This window comes from Bradyrhizobium sp. CCBAU 21365 (assembly GCF_015291305.1).
In the GTDB taxonomy this organism is placed as follows: Bacteria; Pseudomonadota; Alphaproteobacteria; order Rhizobiales; family Xanthobacteraceae; genus Bradyrhizobium; species Bradyrhizobium elkanii.
In genome coordinates, this window is record NZ_CP030036.1 from 1,634,475 (window position 1) to 1,657,561 (window position 23,087).

Annotated in this window: 19 protein-coding genes, 1 tRNA gene and 1 riboswitch; of the genes, 14 read left to right on the forward strand and 6 right to left on the reverse strand. The window is 66.0% G+C overall.

Annotated elements, in window-relative coordinates; genetic code table 11:
- Positions 1 to 26 precede the first annotated feature (26 nt).
- Entirely contained in the window at positions 27 to 779 is a 753-nt protein-coding gene (locus XI02_RS07710; RefSeq protein ID WP_172648658.1) for a sulfite exporter TauE/SafE family protein, read from the reverse strand.
- A gap of 92 nt (positions 780 to 871) precedes the next feature.
- On the opposite strand from XI02_RS07710, the gene XI02_RS07715 reads away from it, so the two are divergent.
- Entirely contained in the window at positions 872 to 1,765 is an 894-nt protein-coding gene (locus XI02_RS07715; protein ID WP_018269712.1) for a LysR family transcriptional regulator, read from the forward strand.
- A gap of 8 nt (positions 1,766 to 1,773) precedes the next feature.
- Here the strand turns inward: XI02_RS07715 and XI02_RS07720 are convergent, their stop codons facing one another.
- The 3 genes from XI02_RS07720 to XI02_RS07730 form a co-directional block, all read right to left on the reverse strand.
- Positions 1,774 to 2,751, reverse strand: a complete 978-nt coding sequence (locus tag XI02_RS07720; RefSeq protein WP_172648657.1) for a tripartite tricarboxylate transporter substrate binding protein — start codon at positions 2,749 to 2,751, stop codon at positions 1,774 to 1,776.
- Between the two features lie 73 nt (positions 2,752 to 2,824).
- Entirely contained in the window at positions 2,825 to 3,604 is a 780-nt protein-coding gene (hisN, locus tag XI02_RS07725) for a histidinol-phosphatase (protein WP_069275942.1), read from the reverse strand.
- Positions 3,605 to 4,173: 569 nt separating this feature from the next.
- A complete protein-coding gene (locus XI02_RS07730; RefSeq protein ID WP_172648656.1) occupies positions 4,174 to 5,061 on the reverse strand; it encodes an N-formylglutamate amidohydrolase in 888 nt (295 codons plus the stop codon).
- Positions 5,062 to 5,366: 305 nt separating this feature from the next.
- Here XI02_RS07730 and cpdR point away from each other — a divergent pair, with 305 nt between their 5' ends.
- Both cpdR and XI02_RS07740 read left to right on the forward strand, forming a co-directional pair.
- Positions 5,367 to 5,726, forward strand: a complete 360-nt coding sequence (gene cpdR / locus XI02_RS07735) for a cell cycle two-component system response regulator CpdR (RefSeq protein ID WP_016843340.1) — start codon at positions 5,367 to 5,369, stop codon at positions 5,724 to 5,726.
- Between the two features lie 78 nt (positions 5,727 to 5,804).
- A tRNA-Val gene (locus XI02_RS07740) sits at positions 5,805 to 5,879 on the forward strand.
- Positions 5,880 to 6,118: 239 nt separating this feature from the next.
- Here XI02_RS07740 and XI02_RS07745 read toward each other — a convergent pair.
- Complete coding sequence (locus XI02_RS07745; RefSeq protein WP_172648655.1) at positions 6,119 to 6,736, reverse strand: GNAT family N-acetyltransferase; 618 nt, start codon at positions 6,734 to 6,736, stop codon at positions 6,119 to 6,121.
- A gap of 68 nt (positions 6,737 to 6,804) precedes the next feature.
- Here XI02_RS07745 and XI02_RS07750 point away from each other — a divergent pair, with 68 nt between their 5' ends.
- The 5 genes from XI02_RS07750 (at position 6,805) to XI02_RS07770 (ending at position 15,538) form a co-directional block, all read left to right on the forward strand.
- Entirely contained in the window at positions 6,805 to 7,719 is a 915-nt protein-coding gene (locus XI02_RS07750; protein WP_172648654.1) for a LysR substrate-binding domain-containing protein, read from the forward strand.
- A 912-nt stretch (positions 7,720 to 8,631) separates the two neighbouring features.
- A complete protein-coding gene (locus XI02_RS07755; protein WP_244980789.1) occupies positions 8,632 to 9,519 on the forward strand; it encodes an AraC family transcriptional regulator in 888 nt (295 codons plus the stop codon).
- Between the two features lie 337 nt (positions 9,520 to 9,856).
- Entirely contained in the window at positions 9,857 to 14,194 is a 4,338-nt protein-coding gene (locus tag XI02_RS07760; RefSeq protein WP_172648652.1) for an S-layer family protein, read from the forward strand.
- A gap of 38 nt (positions 14,195 to 14,232) precedes the next feature.
- Positions 14,233 to 14,766: an invasion associated locus B family protein gene (locus XI02_RS07765; RefSeq protein ID WP_172648651.1), complete on the forward strand. Its 534-nt coding sequence runs from the start codon at positions 14,233 to 14,235 to the stop codon at positions 14,764 to 14,766.
- 13 nt (positions 14,767 to 14,779) lie between these two features.
- Complete coding sequence (locus XI02_RS07770; RefSeq protein WP_172648650.1) at positions 14,780 to 15,538, forward strand: hypothetical protein; 759 nt, start codon at positions 14,780 to 14,782, stop codon at positions 15,536 to 15,538.
- A gap of 47 nt (positions 15,539 to 15,585) precedes the next feature.
- Here XI02_RS07770 and XI02_RS07775 read toward each other — a convergent pair whose 3' ends face one another.
- Complete coding sequence (locus XI02_RS07775; RefSeq protein ID WP_026192223.1) at positions 15,586 to 16,029, reverse strand: hypothetical protein; 444 nt, start codon at positions 16,027 to 16,029, stop codon at positions 15,586 to 15,588.
- Positions 16,030 to 16,544: 515 nt separating this feature from the next.
- Between XI02_RS07775 and XI02_RS07780 the strand changes: the two genes are divergently transcribed.
- The 6 genes from XI02_RS07780 (at position 16,545) to XI02_RS07805 (ending at position 23,084) form a co-directional block, all read left to right on the forward strand.
- Positions 16,545 to 18,329: a peptidoglycan-binding protein gene (locus XI02_RS07780; RefSeq protein ID WP_244980788.1), complete on the forward strand. Its 1,785-nt coding sequence runs from the start codon at positions 16,545 to 16,547 to the stop codon at positions 18,327 to 18,329.
- Positions 18,330 to 18,663: 334 nt separating this feature from the next.
- A riboswitch (guanidine-I (ykkC/yxkD leader) is annotated at positions 18,664 to 18,774 on the forward strand.
- A 78-nt stretch (positions 18,775 to 18,852) separates the two neighbouring features.
- On the forward strand, positions 18,853 to 19,926 hold the full coding sequence (locus XI02_RS07785; protein WP_172648649.1) for a putative urea ABC transporter substrate-binding protein: 1,074 nt from the start codon (positions 18,853 to 18,855) through the stop codon (positions 19,924 to 19,926).
- Positions 19,927 to 19,958: 32 nt separating this feature from the next.
- Positions 19,959 to 20,777, forward strand: a complete 819-nt coding sequence (locus XI02_RS07790) for an ABC transporter permease (protein ID WP_137476924.1) — start codon at positions 19,959 to 19,961, stop codon at positions 20,775 to 20,777.
- Positions 20,774 to 21,607, forward strand: a complete 834-nt coding sequence (locus XI02_RS07795) for an ABC transporter ATP-binding protein (protein ID WP_172648648.1) — start codon at positions 20,774 to 20,776, stop codon at positions 21,605 to 21,607. The genes XI02_RS07790 and XI02_RS07795 overlap by 4 nt, the downstream gene beginning before the upstream one ends.
- On the forward strand, positions 21,604 to 22,449 hold the full coding sequence (locus XI02_RS07800) for an urea amidolyase associated protein UAAP1 (protein ID WP_172648647.1): 846 nt from the start codon (positions 21,604 to 21,606) through the stop codon (positions 22,447 to 22,449). Before XI02_RS07795 ends, XI02_RS07800 begins: the two co-directional genes overlap by 4 nt.
- The gene (locus tag XI02_RS07805) at positions 22,446 to 23,084 is read left to right on the forward strand and encodes an urea amidolyase associated protein UAAP2 (protein WP_172648646.1); all 639 of its coding nucleotides are present in this window, start codon (positions 22,446 to 22,448) and stop codon (positions 23,082 to 23,084) included. The genes XI02_RS07800 and XI02_RS07805 overlap by 4 nt, the downstream gene beginning before the upstream one ends.
- Positions 23,085 to 23,087: the final 3 nt, after the last annotated feature.

Genomic DNA, 23,087 nt, shown 5'->3' on the forward strand with positions numbered 1-23,087 from the left:
CGCCTTGGCGCTCTGGCTGTGCCGCTCTAGCCGTGGATCTTGAGCAGCGCGCTGCCGGCGAGATAGATGCCGAGCAGGATCATCGAGATCAGGAACCAGCGGCGGAACACCTCCGGCTGCATCCGTGTGCGCACCGCCTGGCCGATGAACATGCCGGTGAACGACGCCGCCATCGCGACCGCGCCCGGCAGCGCGGTGGTCGCCGTCAGCAGGCCCGAGGCCGTGAGGTTGAAGGCGAGCGCGACGGTCGCGGTGGTGAAGAACACGCCGAGCGCCTGCACCAGTTCGTCCTTCTCCATTCCGATCGCCTGCATGAACGGCATCGAGGGGATGACCTGAACGCCGGTCGCCGCCGAGATCAGCCCGGTGATGACGCCGACGATGCCGCCGATCCATTTCTCGTCGCGCCGCGCGACCTTGAAGCTGAACCGGCTCAGGCCGACGATTGCGTAGATCACCAGCAGCACGCCCAGCACCACGGTGCCGTAGGCCGCGTAAGGCCCGGTCAGCAGCCCGGCATTGATCCAGATCCCGGCCACGGTGCCGAGCATCAGCGGCCACAGCCGCTTGATGATGTCGCGCAGATAGGGGCCGACGAAGGTCTGCCAGATATTGGTGACGATCGCCGGCACGATCACGATCGCGATCGCCTGGCCCGGCGCCATCGTGGTTGCGAGCAGCCCCATCGCGACTGTCGGCAGGCCGAGGCCGAGCGTGCCCTTGACGAAGCCGGCGAGCAGGAAGGCGAAGGCGATGAAGATCAGGAGATGGTCGACCATGGCGGCACATTGACCGATCGATGCGAACGGCACAATCTGGAGGTTACGGAGTTAGCCTTCGGACGACCCGAAGGTATGGGGCGGGAAACGTCATGCGGTTCGACCTGACCGATTTGCAATTGTTCATCGCGGTTTCCGATGCGCGCAGCATCACCCAGGGCGCGGCGCGCGCGAACCTTGCGCTGGCTTCGGCCAGCGAGCGGATCAAGGGCCTAGAGGAGGCGCTCGGCGTCGCACTGCTCAAGCGCGGCCGCCGCGGCGTCGAACTGACGGCGGCGGGCGAGAGCCTGCTCGGCCACGCCCGCATCGTGATCCACAATGTCGAGGCGCTGCAAAGCGATCTCGCCGCCTATGCCAGCGGCGTGCGCGCCAACGTGCTGCTGCTCGCCAACACCTCGGGCCTGTCGGAGCATCTGCCGCGCGCGCTCGCGGCCTTCCTGCACGAGCATCCCGATATCAGCGTCGACGTCGAGGAGCGCGAGAGCACCGATATCGCGACCGCGATCGCCAGCGGCGCCGCCGATCTCGGCTTCGCCGCGGAACACGCGCTGCCCGACAGCGTCGAGCGCTTTCTGTTCAGCGAGGACCGCCTGATGCTGGTGGCGTCGCGGCGCAGCGATCTCGGCGGCCGCCGCCAGATCGACTTCCAGGAAGTGGTCGGCCGCGATTTCGTCGGGCTCACGGCAACGTCGGCGCTGCAGGTTCATATCTCGCGGCACGCCGCAAAGCTCGGTGCGCGGCTGCGCTTCCGCGCCCGCCTGCGCGGCTTCGACGCGATCTGCCAGATGGTCGCCGCCGATGTCGGCATCGCCGTGATCCCGGAGACCGCGGCGCGGCGCTGCGCGGCGTCGATGCCGATCACGACGATAAGGATCCGCGACGCCTGGGCCAACCGCCGGCTGACGATCTGCGCGCGCAGCTTCAAGGCGCTGCCGCGGGCGGCCAAGCAGCTCGTGGACTATCTGCGCGCCGAAGCGCAGCGCTGACGGCAGGCTCATTTCGTCGTCACCACGCCGGCGTCCTGGATCACCTTCGCCCACTTCCTGATGTCGGCGGCGATGAAGTCGCGGAAATGCTCCGGTGTGTCGCCGGCGAGCGTCAGGCCTTGCTCGGCGAGCTTTTGCTTGACCATCGGATCGGCCATCGCCGCGGTGGTGAGCTGGTTCAGCCTGGCGACGATCGCCGGCGGGGTTCCGGCCGGCGCGACCATGCCGTACCAGTTCTCGATGATCAGGTCGGGCATGCCGGTTTCCGCCGTGGTCGGCACATCGGGCGCGGTCGGCGCGCGTTCGCGCCCGCCGAGCGCGATCGGCCGCAGCGCGCCCGCCTTGATCTGCGGCAGGATCACCGGCAGGTCGAGGAAGGTCATCTGCACCTGCTGGCCCAACAGGTCGTTCACCGCCGGCGCGGCACCGCGATAGGGCACGTGCACGATGTCGACCTTCGCCGTCAGCTTGAACAATTCGCAGGCGAGATGCGGCAGGCTGCCGGGGCCGGAGGAGGCGAAGTTGAGCTTGCCCGGTTGCGCTTTGGCGAGTGCGACCAGTTCGTTCATGTTCTTCGCCGGCACGTTGGCGGCGACCACCAGCATCTCCGGCACCGTCGCGACCAGCGTCACCGGCGCGAGGTCCTGCAGCGTGTCGTAGGCGACCTTCTCCATGCTGGGGCTGATCGCCAGCGCGCCCGCGCTCGCGATCGCCACCGTGTAGCCGTCGGGCGCCGCCTTCGCGACTGCGTCGGTGCCGAGCACGCCGCCCTGGCCGGCGCGGTTGTCGACGATGACGGGTTGCCTTGCGAGCTCCGAGATCTTCTGCCCCATCACCCGTGCGATGATGTCGTTCGGCCCGCCGGGCGGGAACGGCACGATCAGCCGGAGCGGCTTGGTCGGGAAATCCTGGGCGAAAGCCGTGACGGGCGCGAGAAGCAGGAGAAGGGCTGCCAGCAGCCTGCCGCACATCGTCATGTCGCCCATCCCTGACTTTTCTGGTTGCGGTCAGGATGGGCGCAGATCAGACGCCCGGCAACTCAAGAATCAGGCCAGGAACTCAGGCGTTCAGCAGCTTCATCGCCGCTTCGTGCACGCGCGGGTCGCCGGCCGCGATGATCCGGCCGCCGCTTTGCGCCGGCTTGCCGTCCCAGGTGGTGACGACGCCGCCGGCGCCGGTGACGATCGGGATCAGGCCGGCAATGTCGTAAGGCTTCAGCTCGGTCTCGACCACGAGGTCGAGATGGCCGGCGGCGAGCATGCAATAGGAGTAGCAGTCGCCGCCATAGCGCGACAGGCGCGCCGCGTTCTCGATGCGGCCGAAGCGGGCGCGGTCATCCGGATTCATCAGCAGCGGGCTCGTGGTGAAGACGGTCGCCTCCTTCAGCGCCGCACAGCGCCGCACCGAGAGCCGCCGTTCGCCCGACGGGCCGGAGTAGTGCGCCGAGCCGTTGTCGCCGGAGAAGCGCTCGCCGATATAGGGCTGGTGCATCATGCCGAATACCGGCGTACCTTTGTGCAGCAGCGCGATCAGCGTGCCCCAGATCGGAAAGCCGGCGATGAAGGATTTCGTGCCGTCGATCGGATCGAGCACCCAGACATAGTCGGCGTCCTCGCGCTCATTGCCGAACTCCTCGCCGACGATGCCGTGCTGGGGGAAGTTCGACTTGATCAGCCGCCGCATCACGGCTTCCGCCGCCCGGTCGGCTTCGGTGACCGGATCGAAATCGTTCGAACTCTTGTTGTCGACCGAGAGCGAGGTGCGGAAGAAGGGCAGGATGGTTTCGCCGGATGCGGTCGCGAGGCGGCCGATGAAAGCGGTAAAGTCGATGACCGTCACGGCATGTCCCTGAACTGCGCAAACGACGCGGTAGAAATCGAATGCGTTCTTGCCTAGCTCAATCCGGCGCGGCGCGCACGATTAACGGAGTGTTATCCAGCCCGATGACGCGGTTCCGGACTTTCGATTTGGCTTCGGATTCGAAAGCGCCCCGGGTCTCGGCCTCGATCACGAAGTTGCGAATTCTGGTATACAAGCTATGCGCGGAGCGCCGACCGCTCGGGGCTTCCCTTGTAAGATATTGATCCTACATACGGAAAGCCGCTCCTGTCGGCCTGTTGCAGTTTCGCCAGACTTTCCAACATTACCCAAGAAATGTTTCGAAAGTTCTTGCGTTTTGTGCAGCGCGGTCGCATATTGTTGCGGTGCGGTAGCGCCTCGCGCTATCGCTGCCCTCCTTGGGCGTTTCCTCCCTAGACTTGGGCCGCTTGTTCATTCAAGCGGCCCTTTTTTCTTGGGCCGTCGTTTCCGCAAGTGAACCGAGAATCCAGTTCGGCGCTTGTCGCGCCGCCGGTGTGAATTCGTGGTTCATGACTTCGTCGGGATCGCAGTGCCCGACGAAGGATTGTTTACTCCGCGGCCGCCTGGAACGGGCCGAGATCGCCGAACGGGATTTTCGCCAGCGCATCCGCCAGGGTGGCGAAGTCGGCGGCCATCTGCGCGAAGCGCGGCCCGCGCTCGCGGCGCCGCTCATCCATATAGACCGCGCGGTTGAGCTCGATCTGCACGGTGTGCAGGCCGCTCGCCGGGTTGCCGTAATGCTCGGTGATGAAGCCGCCGGCATAGGGCTTGTTGCGGCCGATCGAATAGCCGAGCGAGCTCATGATCTCCTCGACGAGGTCGGGCAACAGCGGCGCGCAGCTCGTGCCGTAGCGGTCGCCGATCACGACGTCGGGCCGGCGCGGCTCGTCGCGCGACACGCCGACCGAAGGCATCGAGTGGCAGTCGACCACGATCACCGCGCCGAACGCCTGGTGCGCCTTGTTGATCAGCCGGCGCAGCGCGCGGTGATAGGGCTTGTAGAGCACCTCGATCCGGCGCAGTGCCTCGTCCACGTCGAGCCGCTCGCGATAGATCTCCTGGCCGTCGCCGACCACGCGCGGGATGGTGCCGAGGCCGCCGGCCACCCGCATCGAGCGCGTATTGGCGAAGCTCGGCAGCCGCCCGGTGAACATCCGCGGGTCGAGCTCGTAGGGCTCTCGGTTCACGTCGACATAGGAGCGCGGGAAATTGACCCGTACGATCGGAAAGCCGCGATCGCTGAGGCCCGCGATCAGCTCGTCCATGAAGGAATCTTCGGAGCGGCGCAGCGACACCACATCGATTCGCGACGCCTCGAGGAATTCGGCCGGATAGATCGAGCCCGAATGCGGGGAATTGAAGATGATCGGCGCGCGCCAGGCCTGCGGCTCAACGATCTCGAACGGGGGCGACAACTCGCCAGCAAATTCGGTCATTCCCTTGGCGCCGTCCCTTGCGTCCGCCTCGCCCCGCAACAACTGAGTGTGCCGGAAAAGCGGAGATTTATGGGCACACATTGTCGGTAATCGCGATCATTCTGCCAAGTGAAAAGAGCGTGGTTTCAGCTGGAACGCGTCTTAAAAGCAGTGGAAGCGGCACCTGGTTGATTCGATGTCCGGTTCAGTCCACAAATGGGTGGCGCGCATTTGCCGCTGGCTTGACGCAAATTTCACCCGAAATTTACCGTCTGTCGGGCTAACTGTTCGGACTGCTCCTCAAGCCGGATTCGACGATTCCTGCCATGCCGAAAATACTTCTCGCCGAAGACGACACCGATATGCGCCGCTTCCTGGTCAAGGCGCTCGAAAACGCGGGTTTCAAGGTCTCGCCGCACGACAACGGCATGTCGGCCTACCAGCGGCTGCGCGAGGAGCCGTTCGAAATGCTGCTCACCGACATCGTGATGCCCGAGATGGACGGCATCGAGCTGGCGCGCCGGGCCTCGGAACTCGATCCCGATATCAAGATCATGTTCATCACCGGCTTCGCCGCGGTGGCCCTCAATTCCGATTCGGAGGCGCCGAAAAACGCCAAGGTGCTGGCCAAGCCCGTGCACCTCAGGGAATTGGTTAGCGAAGTGAACAAGTTGCTGGCGGCCTGATTCGCCAAAAAACCTTCACTTTGTATCCTTGCCTGCCCCGCCGCTGTCCGTTATAGGGACCCGATCCAAATTCGCTTTGGGTGCGTAGCTCAGCGGGAGAGCACTACCTTGACATGGTAGGGGTCACAGGTTCGATCCCTGTCGCACCCACCATCCTTCGCTCGCGCAGCGAGAGAAGGATGCCGCGCCGAAGCCCAACGGGCGGAGGCGGGCCTGCGGCCGCGAGCTACGGCTCGGCAAGCCACGCTTCACAACGACGAATTCGTGGTTTCCGTTCAACCTGCCAAACAGCTCTCGATGTCATCACCCGCGACGACACTGAGTGGGTGCCTTGACCGTCGAGTCATACGCCGGCATTCGCGTGACATCGTTCTGTCCGAGCTTTGCCGCCGCTATGGAGGGCGGTCGGACGGAAGCCGGTAGCGCCAGGTTTCGCCGGCGAGAACCGCGCGCTGTCGACGCACAACGGAGGGCCATTCGGAGCGAACCATGCTCAGGACCGCAGCATCGGCGGACGGATCTTCATCGGCTGCGAAATATGCGCGAAGCCTTCCTTCGCAGCGGAAGCCGAGGTCGACGTAGAGATCAAGCATGCGTCTCAGGCGCCAGTCCAGATGCAACTCGGCCCGCTCGACCTCGAGCACCTCGAACGCATACCGCGTCATGAGATGTGCAACGTGACTGACGAGCACGGCCTCGTTCAGTCGTCCGATGGTCCAGATGGGGGCGAACGTAGCCCGCTTCTCGTGCCGGTCGATCGCGCCGAACCCTGAAACGCCGAGAAGGTCTCCCGATCCCGCGGCCTCGATTGCGAACGCGGCCGCGGTGTCGACCTGGTCCCGTGCCGCCGCCAGGCATGCGGTATTCGGCCGGTCAGATGTGCCACGATCGAGCCGCCGCAACATGGCCGCCTCGCGAAGCTGCCGTGCGCGCGAAGACTCCGGGCCGGTGATCCTGGTCAACAGGATAAGGTCGGTGGCGAAGCTTGCATGGTTGCTCGACGGGTGCATGCCCTATTGACGCACCCGATGGGCATGCCGTCAAATGACCGGAACGCCAGTTCATATGCAAATTGGTCATGCCGCTCAATCCAAGACATGTCGACCTGTTTCGAGAGGTCGTGCGCCACAACGGAATCACCAAGGCCGCCTTGAGCCTTCGGGTGGGGCAGCCTTTCATCAGCCGCGCGATCGCACGTCTCGAGCGCGAGATCGGTTTTGCGTTGTTCGAACGCGGGCGAGGCGGCGTCACGCTGACGCCGGAAGGCGAGATATTCCTGCGCGAGGTCGAGAGAAACCAGGCCGGCCTCGAGTATCTGGCGCGCGCCGCGCGGGGCATTCGCGAGCGCGGCAGCGGGACGCTCAGGATCGCATGTCTTCCGGCGTTCACCTATTCGTTGATGCCGCGGATCGTCAGCAGCTTCCTGCGGAAGAATCCCGACATCGTCGTATCCGTGGCTGTCCACAGCCCCGAGCGGGTCTGGAGTCTGGTGGCGTCGGGACAATGCGACGTCGGACTGGCGCGGCCGCAGGCGGGGTTTGCCGCGGTCGACGACGAGCTCCTCATGACAACGGAGGCGGTCTGCGTCCTGCCCCGCCAGCACCGGTTGCGCTCGAAGCGATCGATCGCGGCGCAAGATCTGCGAGGAGAGCCCATGATCGCAGCTTCCCCGAGCGCACCGCATCGATCCCGTTTTGAACGCATCCTCGATGAGGCCAAGGTCGAGATCAAGACGGTCGCGGAGATCCAGTACAGCATGCAGCGTTGTGCCTTGGTTGCACAGGGACTGGGTTTTTCGATCGTCGACCCGATCGTGGCCCGGGACTTTGCAAGCTCCAGAATCGTACTCAAGCCGTTCGTGCCACGGCTGGAGATCGCCACCATGTTGCTGCTTCCTTCGCAGCGGCCGCGAAGCCGCCTTGCACTTCAATTCTGCGATCTGCTGCGCGCCGAAACCGCTGATTACAGGAAGTCCGCACGCGTGCAGGCTTGAGCAACAGCGGAACGGTTTTCTCTCGCGTTGCGCTCGGCATGATCTCGCGGGACGGCGCGAGCCGCCTGGGACGCATCGCTTTGCTCAGCGCGCTGTGCTCGCCGAAAAATTCGACGGGCACTTGTGACTTTCGTCATCTCGACGCTCACATGTGAATGGCGCAGCGTGCGCGCGCATGTACGCCTCGCGCGCGTGTTCGATTCGTACGGATTGCATTCACGTCGCACGCAGTGGATTGCCGCATGATTGGGCAAGAGCGTTCGCAATGCGATCATGCGCGGGATTCTCGATATGTCATCTACCGTGCTTAGGTCGCGCCGTTGCAGCGACATGCGTTTCGTCCAGCCGCGGAGATCGAGAAAATTTTCTGAAGACTCCGCGATGATGCGTTGCCCGATCGCATCGCATGAACGCAATTTTGGATTTCTGCACGCCGCGCGTTGCCGCCCCTCTGGTTCTCGCGCAGATTGTTCTCTAGATCAGTCGAGCCTGCTCGTGACGGAGCATCCGAGCCGGACACGGCAATGACGCGACAATGATGAACGCCATGTGCGAGCACGACTGCCAGAGGAACCTGCGTCAACCCTATCGGGAGCGGCCGGCGTAAGCCGTCGGTGTCCGCATCCCGAAATGCCTCTTTAGCCTCCCCGAAATTCGCCTGTCTGTGAGCGGCCGGCGACGCAACCTTGGGAATGCGCTTCCGTTGAGCCAACGTTCGTCGTTCGCGCCAACGGGGCACGAAAGTACATGCAACCAGACGACAAGACGCCGGCACACGCAGCGCAGCTCCTGGAACACGTTCCCTTGCCGCGCGAGCCGCGAAACATCAGGGATGTAACCGCCGCGCCGCCGCGGCTGTTCTCGACACGATACTATCCGCCCTCGGAGCAGTTCGAGGTCTGGAAAACGCGGATGGCTTCGCTGGTCGACGTTGCGCCACCGGAAGGTCATGGCCCTGCGCGCGGGTTCCTGGTGGAGTACCTGACCTGCAACATGGCCGATGTCGTCTTCACGTCGGGGCGATTCGCCGCGCAATCATTCGCCCGTGTCATCAAGCCGTCGCATGGCACGCCCGTCGATATCTGGTGGCTGTACCGGGTGCGCTCCGGAGAAGCTCGCTTCGAGACCGCAGAGCGGCGGATTCACGCCGGGCCGGGCGCCATGTTCCTGATCTCGCTCGACCAGGATTTCCGCGGCAGCATCACGGACTATGACGGCCTGGTGCTGGGCTTGCCGCGCCAGTCGTTCGCTGATGTGGCCGATCAGCTCGACGGTGTCTGCAATATTCTACTCGAAGGCAATCTGATCGAATTGCTGGCCGATTACCTCGACCGGCTCGAAACGCGCATCACCCTCATGTCCTCGGAGGAGTTGAGGCAGGCGGGGCGGGCGACCGCGCAGATGATCGCCGCGTGCATCCAGCTCTCCTCGGATCGGCTGGAGCAGGCGCGCGGCGCGATCGAGTCGGTGCTGTTCGAGCGTGCGCGTCTTTATATAGAGTCGCATCTCGCCGACTTCGACCTGACGCCGGACCGCATCGCGCAGCAATTGCGGATCTCGCGTTCTGCCCTCTACCGTGCATTCGAGAGCGTCGGCGGCGTTGCCGGCTACATCCTGCGCAAGCGGCTGCGCGCGGCACATGCAGAACTTGTCTCGTCCACCGGCAGGCAGGTGCAGGAGATCGCCTATCGCCACGGCTTCAAGCTGGCGTCCGATTTCACCCGCGCCTTCCGCCGCGAATTCGGCGTCAGCCCGCGCGAGATGCGCGAACGCATGCGCCGTCGATCAACTACCGGTTGAGATGAGCGCAAACAACTCACGGTGAATCGAGCAAATCATTCAACTTGTGAGACGATCTGCGCGTTATTTGGACGGCCTGCTGAGTGACGTTGTCAAATATGTGTCTATCATTTTCGTTTATGACGACTCGGGGCACATTGATGGGGCAGTCGGGCGAGCGCTGGGTGGCAAGATCGCGCTCGTTGAATTCGACACATCGTTGGCCAGGACGGGACGATGATCGTGTGTACGATCATCGTTATTTTTTTGCGCGTGCGGCCGGCGGGCCCGCGCGTCGGCCCGGTCCATGGCGCGTCGCCTCCGGCGTCTTTTCAAGATGTCGCGAAAGGGGCGCACCATGGCTGTCGCACACAACTCAACAAGATCGCTGAAGCATCAGGGCCGCACCGGCTTCGTCCGGAGCTGGGTCGCAACGGGCGATACGGACAGCCGTTCGCTGCGGCGGCGGCTGATGGCGGTGCTGCGGTTGGCGCATCGGGCGCTCGGCGTGAAGCGCGATCGGTTGGGACTTGGGGCTTTGGGAGTTGGCGGGTCAACCGTCGCGACGACGCTTGGTGCGTTGGCAGTCGCGCTGATAACCGCCTCGGCTGCGAGTGCCGGAAGTGTGGCCCTTGGCGGTGGAAGTGCAACCGGCACCGATTCCGTCGCGATCGACACCAATTCGTCGGCCAGCGGCCTGCGCGCCATCGCGATCGGAAGCGGAGCAAATGCGGCCGGCTTGGATGCCGTTGCCCAGGGCACCAGCACGAGCGCAGGCGCCCAGAACGCCATCGCGATCGGATTTCAGTCGATCGCTTCACAGCTAAACTCTCTCTATCTCGGCTCGCGCACGGCTGCCGGAACCGGCGCGCTCGCTACGAGTGCCATCGGCATCGGCACGGACGTAACGGCATCCCAGGTCGACGCGATTGCGGTCGGACGTTCCTCCGTTGCGTCAGCACAATACTCGGTGGCCCTTGGCCTGAACGCGAAGGCCACGGGCACCGGCGGCGCGATGGCGCTGGGCCAGGGCACGGTCTCGAGCGGCGTCAATTCGGTCGCGCTCGGCGTTCAAGCCGTCGCCACCGGCGCCGGCACCAGTGCCTTGGGTACCTTCGCCAATGCCACCGGAGGCAACGCCACCGCGGTCGGCGTCAGCTCCTTGGCCAGCGCTAACTATGCATGGGCCGGAGGCTGGGCATCCGTTGCCTCGGGAGACAGCTCGACTGCGCTTGGCAAGCAGGCGGTCGCGTCGGGGATCAACTCATTCGCCGGAGGCAGCTCCAGCAACGCGGCCGGAGCCTTCGCCGTGGCTTTGGGCAACCAGGCACAGGCGCTGAGTACCGGGGGCTCGGTCGCGATCGGATCGGGCGCGGTCGTCGCCACTGCGGCGACGGGCGGCGTCGCGCTCGGCAACAATGCGAACTCCGGTGGCGTGAATTCGATCGCGACCGGCGTTGGGGCCAGTGCCGCTGGTACAAGCTCGCTGGCGATCGGCACCGCCTCAAGTGCAAGCGCCGCCGCCAGCACTGCGGTTGGCAACACGGCCGTTGCCAGCGGCCAAAACGCCTCCTCATTCGGGTCTGGAGCGAGCGCGGCAGGAGACAACTCTCTCGCTGCCGGCGTCAGTGCCAGCGCACGCGGAATCGCTAGCACCGCACTCGGCATCGGCTCCAAGGCACAGGCCACCAGCGCAACCGCCGTCGGCGCGAGCGCATTCGCAACTGCGACGAACGACGTCGCCCTGGGCTTTAACGCCATAACCGACGGCGGGCTGAACGGAGGGTCGGGGGGCGCGACCGCGCTGGGGAATAATTCCTTTGCGGGCGGCTCCAACGCCATCGCGGTGGGCACAAGCGCGCAAGCGGACTCCGCCGACGCGGTCGCCATCGGTACCAGCGCGACCGCAACCGGCGGCAAGGCTGTCGCCATCGGTGCCGGCAACGTCGCTTACGGCAACGGCGCCGTGGCGATCGGCGATCCCAGCTATGCCAGCGGCACCGGCGCCTTCACCGGCGGCGCGAACAACATTGCCAATAGTGACGGCACGGCCACCGCCACCGCCGCCAACCAGGCCAACGGCGCAGTCGCGATCGGCAACAACAACAAGGCGATCGGGCAGGGCTCCGTGGCGCTCGGCAATGGCTCCACTGCAGGGGCCGCCGGCCTTGCCGGCAATATCGCACTGGGCAACGGCGCCACGGCGGCGGCAAGCTCCGGCGATGTCGCGCTCGGCTCCGGCAGCGTCACCGCTGCCGCCGTCAACACGCCGAACACGGTGATCAACGGCACCACCTACAGCTTCGCGGGGACGACGGCGACCTCGACCGTCAGCGTCGGTGCGCTCGGCGCCGAGCGCACCATCACCAATGTCGCGGCGGGCCGGATCAGCAACTCTTCGACGGATGCGATCAACGGCTCGCAGCTCTGGGCCACCAACCAGGCGGTCGACGGCCTCGCCACCACCGTCAACAACATCAACACCGGCGGCGGCATCAAATATTTCCACGCCAATTCGACGCTGGCGGATTCCTCCGCGGTGGGCACCGATTCGGTTGCGATCGGACCGGTGTCGACCGCGACCGGCAGCGGCTCGGTGTCGATCGGCAACGGCGCCAATGCCGCCAACGCCAACGACATCGCGCTCGGCTCGGGCAGCCAGACCGGCACGGCGGTTCAAACCGCGAGCATCGTCATCGGCGGCAATACCTACAGCTTCGCCGGCACCACCCCGACCTCGACGGTCAGCGTCGGCTCGGTCGGCAATGAGCGCACCATCACCAATGTCGCGGCGGGGCGGGTCAGCAACGGCTCGACCGATGCGATCAACGGCTCGCAGCTGTTTGCCGCGACCTCGGCGATCGACAGCCTGTCGACCGTCGTCAGCAACGGCCTGACGCATTATTATGGCGTCAACGACGGCGGCACCCAGCAGGCCAACTACAACAACAACGGCGCGACTGGCGTCAACTCGATGGCGGCGGGCGTTGCCGCGTCGGCGACGGCGGCGAATGCCACGGCGCTCGGCTTCAACACCCAGGCCTCGGTGGCGGATGGCGTTGCGCTCGGCTCGGGGTCGATTTCCAACCGCGCGCTCGCGCCGGCTTCCGGCACGATCGGCGGCACTATCATCCCCTACAACACCACCGATCTCGCGCTGCTCGGCGCGGTGTCGGTCGGCAATGCGACGAGCTATCGGCAGATCACCAACGTCGCCGACGGCACCCAGGAAAGCGACGCCGTCACCGTGCGCCAGCTGACCGGCGCGCTGACATCGTTCGCGACCACGACGACGAAATACTTCCACGCCAACTCGACGCTCGCCGACTCGCTCGCGGTCGGCAACAATTCGGTCGCGGTTGGCCCTGCGACCGTGGTCAATGGCGACAACGGCATCGGCATGGGCTTCGGCGCAACCGTGGCGCAGACCGCGCCCGGCGGCATCGCGATCGGCCAGAATTCGGTGTCCAACTTTGCCGATTCGATCGCGTTCGGAACCAGCGCACAGGCGAGCGGCGTCCAGTCGGTGTCGATCGGCGCCGGATCCCAGACCACCAACCCGACCAGCGTCGCGCTCGGTCCGAACGCCAAGGCGACGGCGCAGGCCGGCGACGTCGCGCTCGGGGCCAATTCGACCACCTCCACTGTGGTCGCGACTTCGAGCACCTCGATCGGCGGCACCACCTACAACTTCGCCGGCACGACGCCGACCTCGACCGTCAGTGTCGGCAGCGCCGGTGCGGAGCGCACCATCACCAACGTGGCCGCGGGCCAGATCACCCAGACCTCGACCGACGCGATCAACGGCTCGCAGCTCTGGGCCACCAACACCTCGCTTGCCGCTCTCTACACCACGGTGAGCAACATCTCGACCGGTGGTGGCGGCGTGAAGTATTTCCACGCCAATTCGACCGCGGCGGATTCCATCGCGACCGGCGCGGAGAGCGTTGCGATCGGACCGCAGTCGGTCGCGAGCGGCGCCAATGCGATCTCGATGGGCAACGGCTCGGCCGCATCGGCCGACAATTCGGTCGCGATCGGCGCCGGCGCCAAGGCGACGGCGGCCAACTCGCTGGCACTCGGCGCCAACGCCACCACCACGGCCAATCTGAGCGACGCGGCCTATACGCCGGTCGTCGGCAAGACCGTCGCGGGCGTTGCGACCGGCGAAGTGTCGGTCGGCTCGTCCGGCGCCGAACGCCGCGTCACCAACGTCGCCGCCGGCTCGGCTGCGACCGACGCGGTCAATGTCAGCCAGCTCCAGGCGCTCGCCTCGAGCTCGATCCGCTACGACACCGACGGCTCCGGCAACACCACCAACAAGCTGACGCTGAACAGCGGCAACGGCGCGCCGGTGACGATCAGCAACGTCGCGGCCGGCGTTGCCGGCACCGATGCGGTCAACGTCAACCAGCTCAACAGCGCGTTCGAGCAGCTCAACGGCCGGATCGGCGAGGTGCGGCAGGACGCCTGGCGTGCCGCGGCGATCGGCATGGCCGCGGCATCGCTGCGCTATGACGACCGTCCCGGCAAGGTCAGCGCGTCGGCGGGCGGCGGCCTCTGGCGCAGCCAGGGCGCGCTCGCCTTCGGCATCGGCTACACCAGCGAGAACGGCCGGCTGCGAAGCAACGCCGCGGCGACCACCGCGGGTGGCGACTGGGGCGTCAGCGCCGGCGTGAGCCTGACGCTTAATTGACGCCGGCGTCGACGAGGCGGCCGGCGTGTCTGGCTTTGATGATCTGGCTCGGGGCGGCGGCGGGCGCCGCCGCGCAGGGCGCGCCGCCTACCGGCTATGCCGTGAAGCCGTCGGACGTCGCGGTACCGGAGGGCGAGACGCTCGGCGAGTTCAGGCGGATGATCCAGCCGTTCAAGAACTGGACCCTGATCTGCGACGAGAGTCTCAAATCGAAGCGCCGCGTCTGCAACGTCACGCAATCGATCGTCAACGCGCAGGGCGCGGTCGCCTTCAACTGGTCGCTGATCGCGACCGCCGACGGCAAACCGCTGATGGCGATGCGGATTCCTGCAGCCGCCGGGGTCGGCGCGCAGATCGAGCTCGCGATGGGCGACAGTCCGGACCGCATCGTCGCGCAGACCGATCGCTGCGATGCCAGTTTCTGCTTCGCCACGGTCGCGATCGGCAACGTGCTGAGGCGGCACATCCGCGCGGCGACGCCGTGCCGCGTGTCCTATCAGCTGCCGCAAGGGCCGATCGTGCTGGAGGCGCCGCTGGACGGACTGTCCGGCGTGCTGGCGAAACTGAAATGAGACGACAAGCTGCATGCCGATCCGGAATCCGGAGCGCCGCATCGAGGTGCGGGACGAGAGGATGAATACGCCGATGCGACTGAAGACCCCCATCCTGATTTTCACGGCGGTCGTCGTGGCGGCGCTCAGTGCAGCCGGCGTCGTGGGCTATGCCCAGCAGATGCAGCCGGCGCAGTCGCAGCCGATGCCGCTGCAGCCGGCGACGCCCGCGCCGGCCAAAAAGCCCGCCGCCGCCGCGAAGCCGCAGCCGCACAAGCAGCGTCCGCAGGAAACGCCGCCGCCGTCGGCCGCGGCATCCGTTCTGCCGCAGCAGGCGGGCCAGCAGCCGACGGTGTTCGACGAGCACGCGCGGCAGGGCAACATCGTGACCTGCGCCAATCTGTTCGGGACGCTCGGCCGCGGCCTCGCGATGAACTCCAACTACACCGCGCAGTCGCAGTGGGACGCCAAGGCCGGCAATTCGCATTCGGTGCAGTCGCTCGTCGCGCTCGCACCTAACCAGCCCAGCCAAGCCACCCCCGCCGCCAATCAGCAGGCCGCCGGCATCGTGTTTGCCGCGCCGGTTGGATCGTCCTGCGAAGGCAATCTGGTGCGGGTGACGCCGCGGACGGAGAATTGCTCGACGGTTGCCGCCGAGCTCGCGAAGCTCAACGGACAGACCGGCGCGCTCGGTGAGCTCGCGACGATGGCGCTGCCGAACGGCGCGCAGGTGGTGCTGATTCCGTTAGGCAACGCCTGCGTCGCGGTGACCGCGCTGCGGGTCGCCGGGTAACGCTGCCGCTCAACCCGGCTGGCTGCGCGGCGTCGGTCTGGCCGATCTCACCAATGACGCCAGCGATGATGCCAGCGCGGGTAGCCGCCGCGATAATAGGCGTATGCCGGGCGCACCACGTGACGATAGCGGTAGCCGTAATAGGCCGGCCGGTATCCGCTATAATATGTCGTGGTGTAGCCGCCGCCCCAACGGTACGGCGCAGCGTAATAGCCGTCGTCATAGGCATAGCCGCCGTAGCCGTAATAGGCGGGCGAATAGCCATAACCGTAGCCGTAGCCGGGGTAGCCGTAACCATAGGCATAGCCCGGATAGCCGTAGGCTGACGAGGCGAGGCCGCCGACGACTGCGCCGGCAATCAATCCGCCTGCGAGCGCGGGACCCCACCCCCACCCGCCGTGTCCCCACCGTGCTTCGGCGGGCGCCGGGGCTGCGATGGCGCTCACCCCAAGCGCACCGACGGTTGCAAGAACAAGGCCTGTCGTCCTCATGGGATCCTCCTCGATGATGATTGCCCAGCCGGTCAACGGAGCAGGGGGGCATTGGTTGCGAATGGCGGCGCGCCTGCAACGAACCCGGGCCTGCAACAAGCCTGGCGGCGAGTGGGCACAGTGGTGCTGCCGTTGACGGCGAAGCAAATGTTCAAGGCCGAACGGAACCTGTTCCGATCCTCCGCCGGTCGCAGCGGATGATGATCCGCGCGAGCTCGCTGAACATCGACGTGACGGCGAACCCACGCTTCATTTCAAAACGGAAAAGCGCGGCCATCGGTTCCTGAAGGATGATCGCGCGGCAGTTCCCTTGGTGCGAAATGTCGTGTCGGGCCGGCATCTAGGAACGGTGCGGGTGGCGCCGCTGTTTTCTCACAGTTCACCGGTGAGAAGCGCGTACGGCTGTGCCGCATCCTCGCCGGTTTTGTTGGAACGCGGCCGCAGTGCGGAGCGTGCCGGCCATTGGCGTCGGCTTCGCAATCCGGGTAGCCGCCAAGCTCCAGGAGGAATTGGTAATGCAGAGCAAGATCATGAAGAGCAAATTTCTGCTGACGACGGCCGTGCTGTTGGCCGGCGTCAGTCTCGCATCGGCGCAGGGCATGCGCGAGGGCGGCGGCGGGGGCGGCATGGGTGGTGGCAGCGTAGGTGGCGGCGGAAGCGTCGGCGCAGGCGGTGGCGGTGGCGAACACGGCCGTTCCGCAGGCTCGTCGGCCGGCAGCTCCGGCGGCGCAATGCATGGCAGTCCCGGGGCGTCGCGAAGCGAAGGCGTGACGGTCGGTCGCGGCCAAGGTGGCGCACGAGAGAGCGGTCGGGCCGAAGGTCAGATGGGCCGCGGTGCGGCCGAGCGCGGCCAGACCACCGGCCAAGCCCGCGAGAGCGGCCGCGCCGAGCAGGGTCAGCGCAGCCAGAGCAGGCAGGAGCAGACCGTCGGCCAGAGCCGAAACCAGCGCGAGCAGATGGGCCGATCCGAATCACGCGAACGCGGCAGCGCCACGACGCGGCAAAGCCAGCAGCAGGAGAATCGCGCCAACAGCGCGAACCGTAGCCAGGGCACCACGACCGGCCAAGGGACGGCTCAGGACAAGGCTCAAGGCAAGACTCAAGGCAAGGCGGACACGACGACCGGCCAGAGCACGACCACGGGCCAGGCAAAGGGCGCGAACACGACCACCGGCCCGAGCACGACGGCAGCCCCGAATACGCGAGCCGGCCAGACCACGGGCGCGGCCGCTCCGCAGTCCGGCACGACGCAAAACCGGACGAACGCCGGACAGACCACCGGTCAGGCGCAGGGACAAGCCGGGACGTCCGCTCAGACCCAGGCCCCGTCGAACGCCACGGTCCAGACCGAGGCTGGGCGCACCGTGACCGCGCAGCAGCAGAGTACGATCCAGCGCTCGGTGCTGTCGGCGCGTAACGCCCCGCGCGTCAATGTCAGCACGATCAACTTCGCGGTCAATCCGGGCGTGGTGGTGCCGCGGAGGTTCAACGCGGTGTCGGTCGCCGCCTTCCCGGCGCTGATCGATGCGTTCCCGTATTATCGTGACGACAGCTTCTTCGTCGTCGAGGATGAAGTCGTGTTCCTCGATCGCGAGCGCCGTGTCGTCGACGTGGTCCCGGTCGGACCGCGGACGCGCTTCAGCCATCGCGGCGGCGGCGGTGGCGGCGGTAGCGTCGCGATGATGGACCTGAACCCGCAGCAGATCCGCGAGGTGCAGCAGGTGCTGATCGACCGCGGCCTGCTGGTCGGCGAGGCCGACGGCGTATGGGGATCGCGGACTCGCGAGGCGCTGATCACTTTCCAGCGTCAAGAGGGCATCACCACGAGCGGCAGCGTCGACACGCGCACGGTGACCGCACTCGGCCTGTCGGATCGGATCGGTCAGGGCGCGGGCGCGTCGTCGACGGTCGGCCAGAGCCGCACCCAGCAGAACACGACTGGACAGACGACCGGTCAGACCAACGCGCCGCAGAACCAGTCGACCGGCCAGACCGGCGCTCAGCAGCCTGCCCAGCAGAATACGACCGGGCAGACCACGGGTCAGGCGAACTCGCCGCAGAACCAGTCGACAACCGGCCAGAGCGGAAATCAGCCGTCCGCTCAGCAGCAGGCTCCGCAGCAGAATACGACGGGCCAGGCTGCACCGCAGAACCAGTCGACCGTCGGTCAGGGCAGCGGCAACCAGCCAGATGCCGGCCGGGACACGCAGTCCAGCCAGCCCAACCAGAACAACAATCCGCCGTCGTCAGGCTCAGGCCAGAGCCCGCAGACGCCGGCGCAAAATTCCGATCGGAAATAGAATCCGTGGACAGGGGCCCCGCTGCAGAGCGGGGCTCTTTTTCTGCGATCTTGCGATCAGCCTTTCACGTCAGACTTCGGCACTAGGCCGAACCGGCCGTGCAGTCCGCGCCAGAGGCCGGCGCACAGAACGCTCAGAAGCTTGCGCATCGAACTCCCCTCGACACCAACAATCGTGCGATCCTGCTGACGCCGGTGGCGAAAGGACAGAGCCAATTCTGAGCAGGCCTGCGCAATCTTTAAGCAAGGCACCGTCGCGGCGCCGCGATGCGCGCCGAAAAATCTCATGAGATTCAATTGCCGGTCAGCTGGCACGCCTCGTGCATCAATGGCGTTGAGTTGGCCGCTAGGGTTCCGACCTTGCCAAGCAAGGTGCTGGTCCGAGAGCAGCCGCTTGCGGGGGAGACATCCCCGCAGGTGCACGGCGGGATAAAAGCCCGGGAGACCTCGTCAGCCAAGGGATTGGCGGAGCGATGGTCTTTTCGCCAGTCCCTTTTTGTGAAATTTCGCAAGAGGGATCGGCAATGAACAAATTCGTTTTCTTCCTTCGCTCTGTTGTCATCGGCTGCGCGGTCGTGCTTGCGGCTGCGCCTGCGGCCGACGCCGCGCCGAAGAAAAGCTTCAAGGTCGCCTGGTCGATCTATGTCGGGTGGATGCCGTGGGGTTATGCGGCCGACACCGGCATCGTCAAGAAATGGGCCGACAAATACGGCATCGCGATCGAGGTCAAGCAGTTCAACGATTACGTCGAATCGATCAACCAGTACACCGCCGGCGGCTATGACGCCGTCACCATCACCAACATGGACGCGTTGTCGATTCCGGCCGCCGGCGGCGTCGACACCACAGCGGTCGTGATGGGCGATTTCTCCAACGGCAACGACGCGGTGATCCTGAAGAACAAGGCCGATCTCGCTGCGATCAAGGGGCAGACGGTCAACCTGGTCGAGTTCTCGGTGTCGCATTATCTGCTGGCGCGCGCGCTCGAGACCAGCAAGATGAGCGAGAAGGACGTCAAGGTCATCAACACCTCCGACGCCGATATCGCGGCCGCCTACAAGACGCCTGACGTCAGCGCGGTGGTGACCTGGAATCCGATCGTAACCGAAATCCTCGGCTCGCCCGACGCGAAGAAGGTGTTCGATTCCTCGCAGATCCCCGGCGAGATCATGGACCTGATGGTGGTGAACACCGCAGTCGCCAAGGACAATCCGGATTTCGCCAAGGCGCTGGTCGGCATCTGGTACGAGACGCTCTCCAAGATGACGGCGAACGATGCCGCGGCGAAGGCCGCCAAGGAGGCGATGGCCAAGGCCTCCGGCACCGACCTCGCCGGCTTCGACAGCCAGCTCTCGACCACAAAACTGTTCGACAAGGCGACCGACGCCGAAGCCTTCACGCGCAGCCAGACCGTCGGCGTGACCATGGATCGCGTGCGCAAGTTCTTGTTCGAGAAGGACCTGCTCGGCAAGGGGGCGAAGTCGGCCGACGCCGTCGGCATCGAGCTCGCCGACAAGTCGGTGCTGGGCGACAACGCGAACGTCAAGCTGCGCTTCGACCCGACCTACATGGACGAAGCCGCCAAGGGCAAGCTGTGACCATGTAGTGCCGCATCAGGCAGGAGCCGACCATGCGACTTGTGAACATACGGCCGGGACGGCAGACGCGGTTCTATCTGCTCGCGCTGCCGTTCCTGTTGGTCGCAATCGCCTACTTCGCCGGCTCCAGCGCGCGGCTCGCGCAGAACCCCAACGACAAGCTGCTGCCGGCGCTGCCGAGCATGGTGCAGGCCGTCAAGCAGATGGCCTTTGAGGTCGATCCGCGCACCGGCAGCTATCTGATGGCCTCCGACACCGTCGCCAGCCTCGGGCGGCTGGGCTCGGCGCTGGCGATCTCGACGGTGGCGGCGCTGGTGCTCGGCATCGTGATCGGGCTGTTGCCGGGCGCCAACGCGCTGCTCGGGCCGTTCGTGTCCGTCACGTCGATGGTGCCGCCGCTGGCGCTGTTGCCGATCCTGTTCATCGTGATGGGGCTTGGGGAGAATTCCAAGATCGCGCTGATCGTGATCGGCACGCTGCCCTGCATGATCCGCGATCTCGCCATGAAGGTGCAGGAGCTGCCGCGCGAGCAGATCGTCAAGGCGCAGACGCTCGGCGCCTCGACCTGGCAGATCGCGCTGCGGGTCGCGATGCCGCAAACCCTGCCGCGGCTGATCGACGTGCTGCGCCTGCAGCTCGGGCCGGCGTGGCTGTTCCTGATCGCGGCCGAGGCGATCGCCTCCGATTCCGGGCTCGGCTACCGGATCTTCCTGGTCCGGCGCTATCTCGCGATGGACGTCATCATCCCCTACGTCGCCTGGATTACGCTGCTGGCCTTCCTGATCGATGTCGGCCTGCGTGTCATGCAGCGGAAACTGTTTCCCTGGTTTGCCTCGGTGAGGGCGGAATGAGCGCGATCCGTTTCGACGACGTGTGGAAGGAATATGGCGACCACATCGTGGTCGAGCGCATCACGATGGAGGTCGAGCCGCGCGCCTTCATTGCGCTGGTCGGCCCGTCCGGCTGCGGCAAGACCACGCTGCTGCGCATGCTGCTCGGCGAGGAGCAGCCGACCCGCGGGCAGATCCAGGTCGACGGCAAGCCGTTGCCCGGCGAGCCGGACGCCGACCGCGGCGTGGTGTTCCAGCGCTACTCGGTTTTTCCGCATCTCACAGTGCTGCAGAACGTCATGCTCGGCCGCGAACTGCGCGACGCCAAAGTCACCGGCCGGCTGTTCGGTGCCGCGCGGCGCGCCGCCGCCGAGGAAGCGATGAAGCTGCTCGCCGAGGTCGGGCTCGCCGGCCAGGAGGGCAAATATCCGTCCGCTTTGTCGGGCGGCATGCAGCAGCGGCTCGCGCTGGCGCAGGCGATCATGCGCGGCCCGAAGATCCTGCTGCTCGACGAGCCGTTCGGCGCGCTCGATCCGGGTATTCGTGCCGACATTCACCTTCTGATGAAGCGGCTCTGGAACGAGACCCATCTCACCGTCGTGATGGTGACGCATGACCTCAGCGAGGCCTTCGGACTCGCGACGCGCGTGATCGCGCTGGAGCGGCAGCGCAACCGGCCCGAGGAGCGCGACCGCTACGGCGCCACCGTGTCGCGCGACCTCGAGATCTTTCCGCGCCGCAGCGCGGAGCCGCGGTCCATCACTCAACCAGCTCCGACCGGGACGACCCGGTCAGGCAAGGAGCATCAGCCGGGACGGCCCGGCGCTCTCGTCTTGAAGGAGCAACCATGATCCTCTCAGAGGAACAGAAGGCCGAGATCGCGGCGCATACCCGGCGGTATAACGAGTTGAAGGCGGCGGGACAGGAGCACGCGCCGCGAGCACTGCCGGCGCCGACTGCGCGCGACGCCGCGCCGATCGATGACGACGCGGTCATTCACCGTGAAACGATCCCGTCCGGCTGGTACTGGACCACGCGGCTGAATCGCGGCGACACCCTGCGCATCGTCAACACGTCGGGGGCGTCGACCGTCAGCCTGCTCGCCTGGAACAGCGCCGACACCACCGAGCGGCTCAACCACGCCGACACCATCAAGGTGCAGTGGGCGGCGCGGCTGCAGAAGGGACGGGTGCTGCTGTCCGACATGGGGCGCGCGCTGCTCGGCATCACCGAGGACAGCAGCGCCGCGCATGATGCCGTGGTCGGCGGCTCGACCGCGGCGACCAACCTGGCCAAATACGGCGACGGCAATTTCCGCAACACACGCGACAATTTCATTCTCGCCGCGGCCAAGCTTGGCCTTGATCGCCGCGACGTCCATCCCTGTGTCAGCTTCTTCGCGCCGGTCGCGACCGACGCCGACGGCAAGTTCATCTGGTCGGAGCAGCGGCGGCAGCAGGACGATTTCGTCGATCTGCGCGCGGAGATGGAGCTTCTGATCGCGCTGTCGAACTGCCCGCATCCGCTCGATCCCGCCAAAGCCTATCCGCAGGCGGGCGTGGAGATCGTGCGCTATCGCGCGGCCGCGCCCGCGGCCGACGATCTGTGCCGGACCGCGACCGCGGAAGCGGTCCGCGCCTATCAGAACAATGCGCTGTATCTCGGCGAAACCCTGGAAGGAGCCGTGCGATGACCGTTCAATCTGTTCGCACCGGCGGCCGCATCGTTCTCGATGTCGAAATTCCCGCGCGCAAGCCGTGGTCGGCGATCATCCGCAAGGGGCAGACGCTGCGGATCACCGATAGCCATGGCCAGCAGGCGGTCGACACGCTGTTCTATTGCGCCGGTGATTTCGGCGAGCGCTACAGCGGCCAGGACACGCTGCGCGCGCAAGGCTCGGCCTATGTCGGGCTCGGCACCAGGATCATGTCCAACGAAGGCCGCGTGATGCTGCGCGTGACAGCGGACAGTTGCGGCCTGCACGACACCTCGGCGGGCGCGTGCTCCTGCGAGAGCAACACCGTGCGGTTCGGGCACCAGACCCGCTACCAGCACGCCTGCCGCGAGAATTTCGTGATCGAAGCCGCGAAATACGGCATGTCGAAGCGCGACATCGTGCCGAATCTCAACTTCTTCATGAACGTGCCGATCGATCCCGCCGGCAATTTCACCGTGGTCGACGGCGTCTCCAAGCCGGGCGACGCCATCGAGCTGGTGGCCGAGATGGACGTGCTGTGCCTGATCTCGAACTGCCCGCAGATCAACAATCCCTGCAACGGGTTCTTCCCGACGCCGGTTCAGGTCACGATCTTCGAGCCGGAGGCGTGAGGC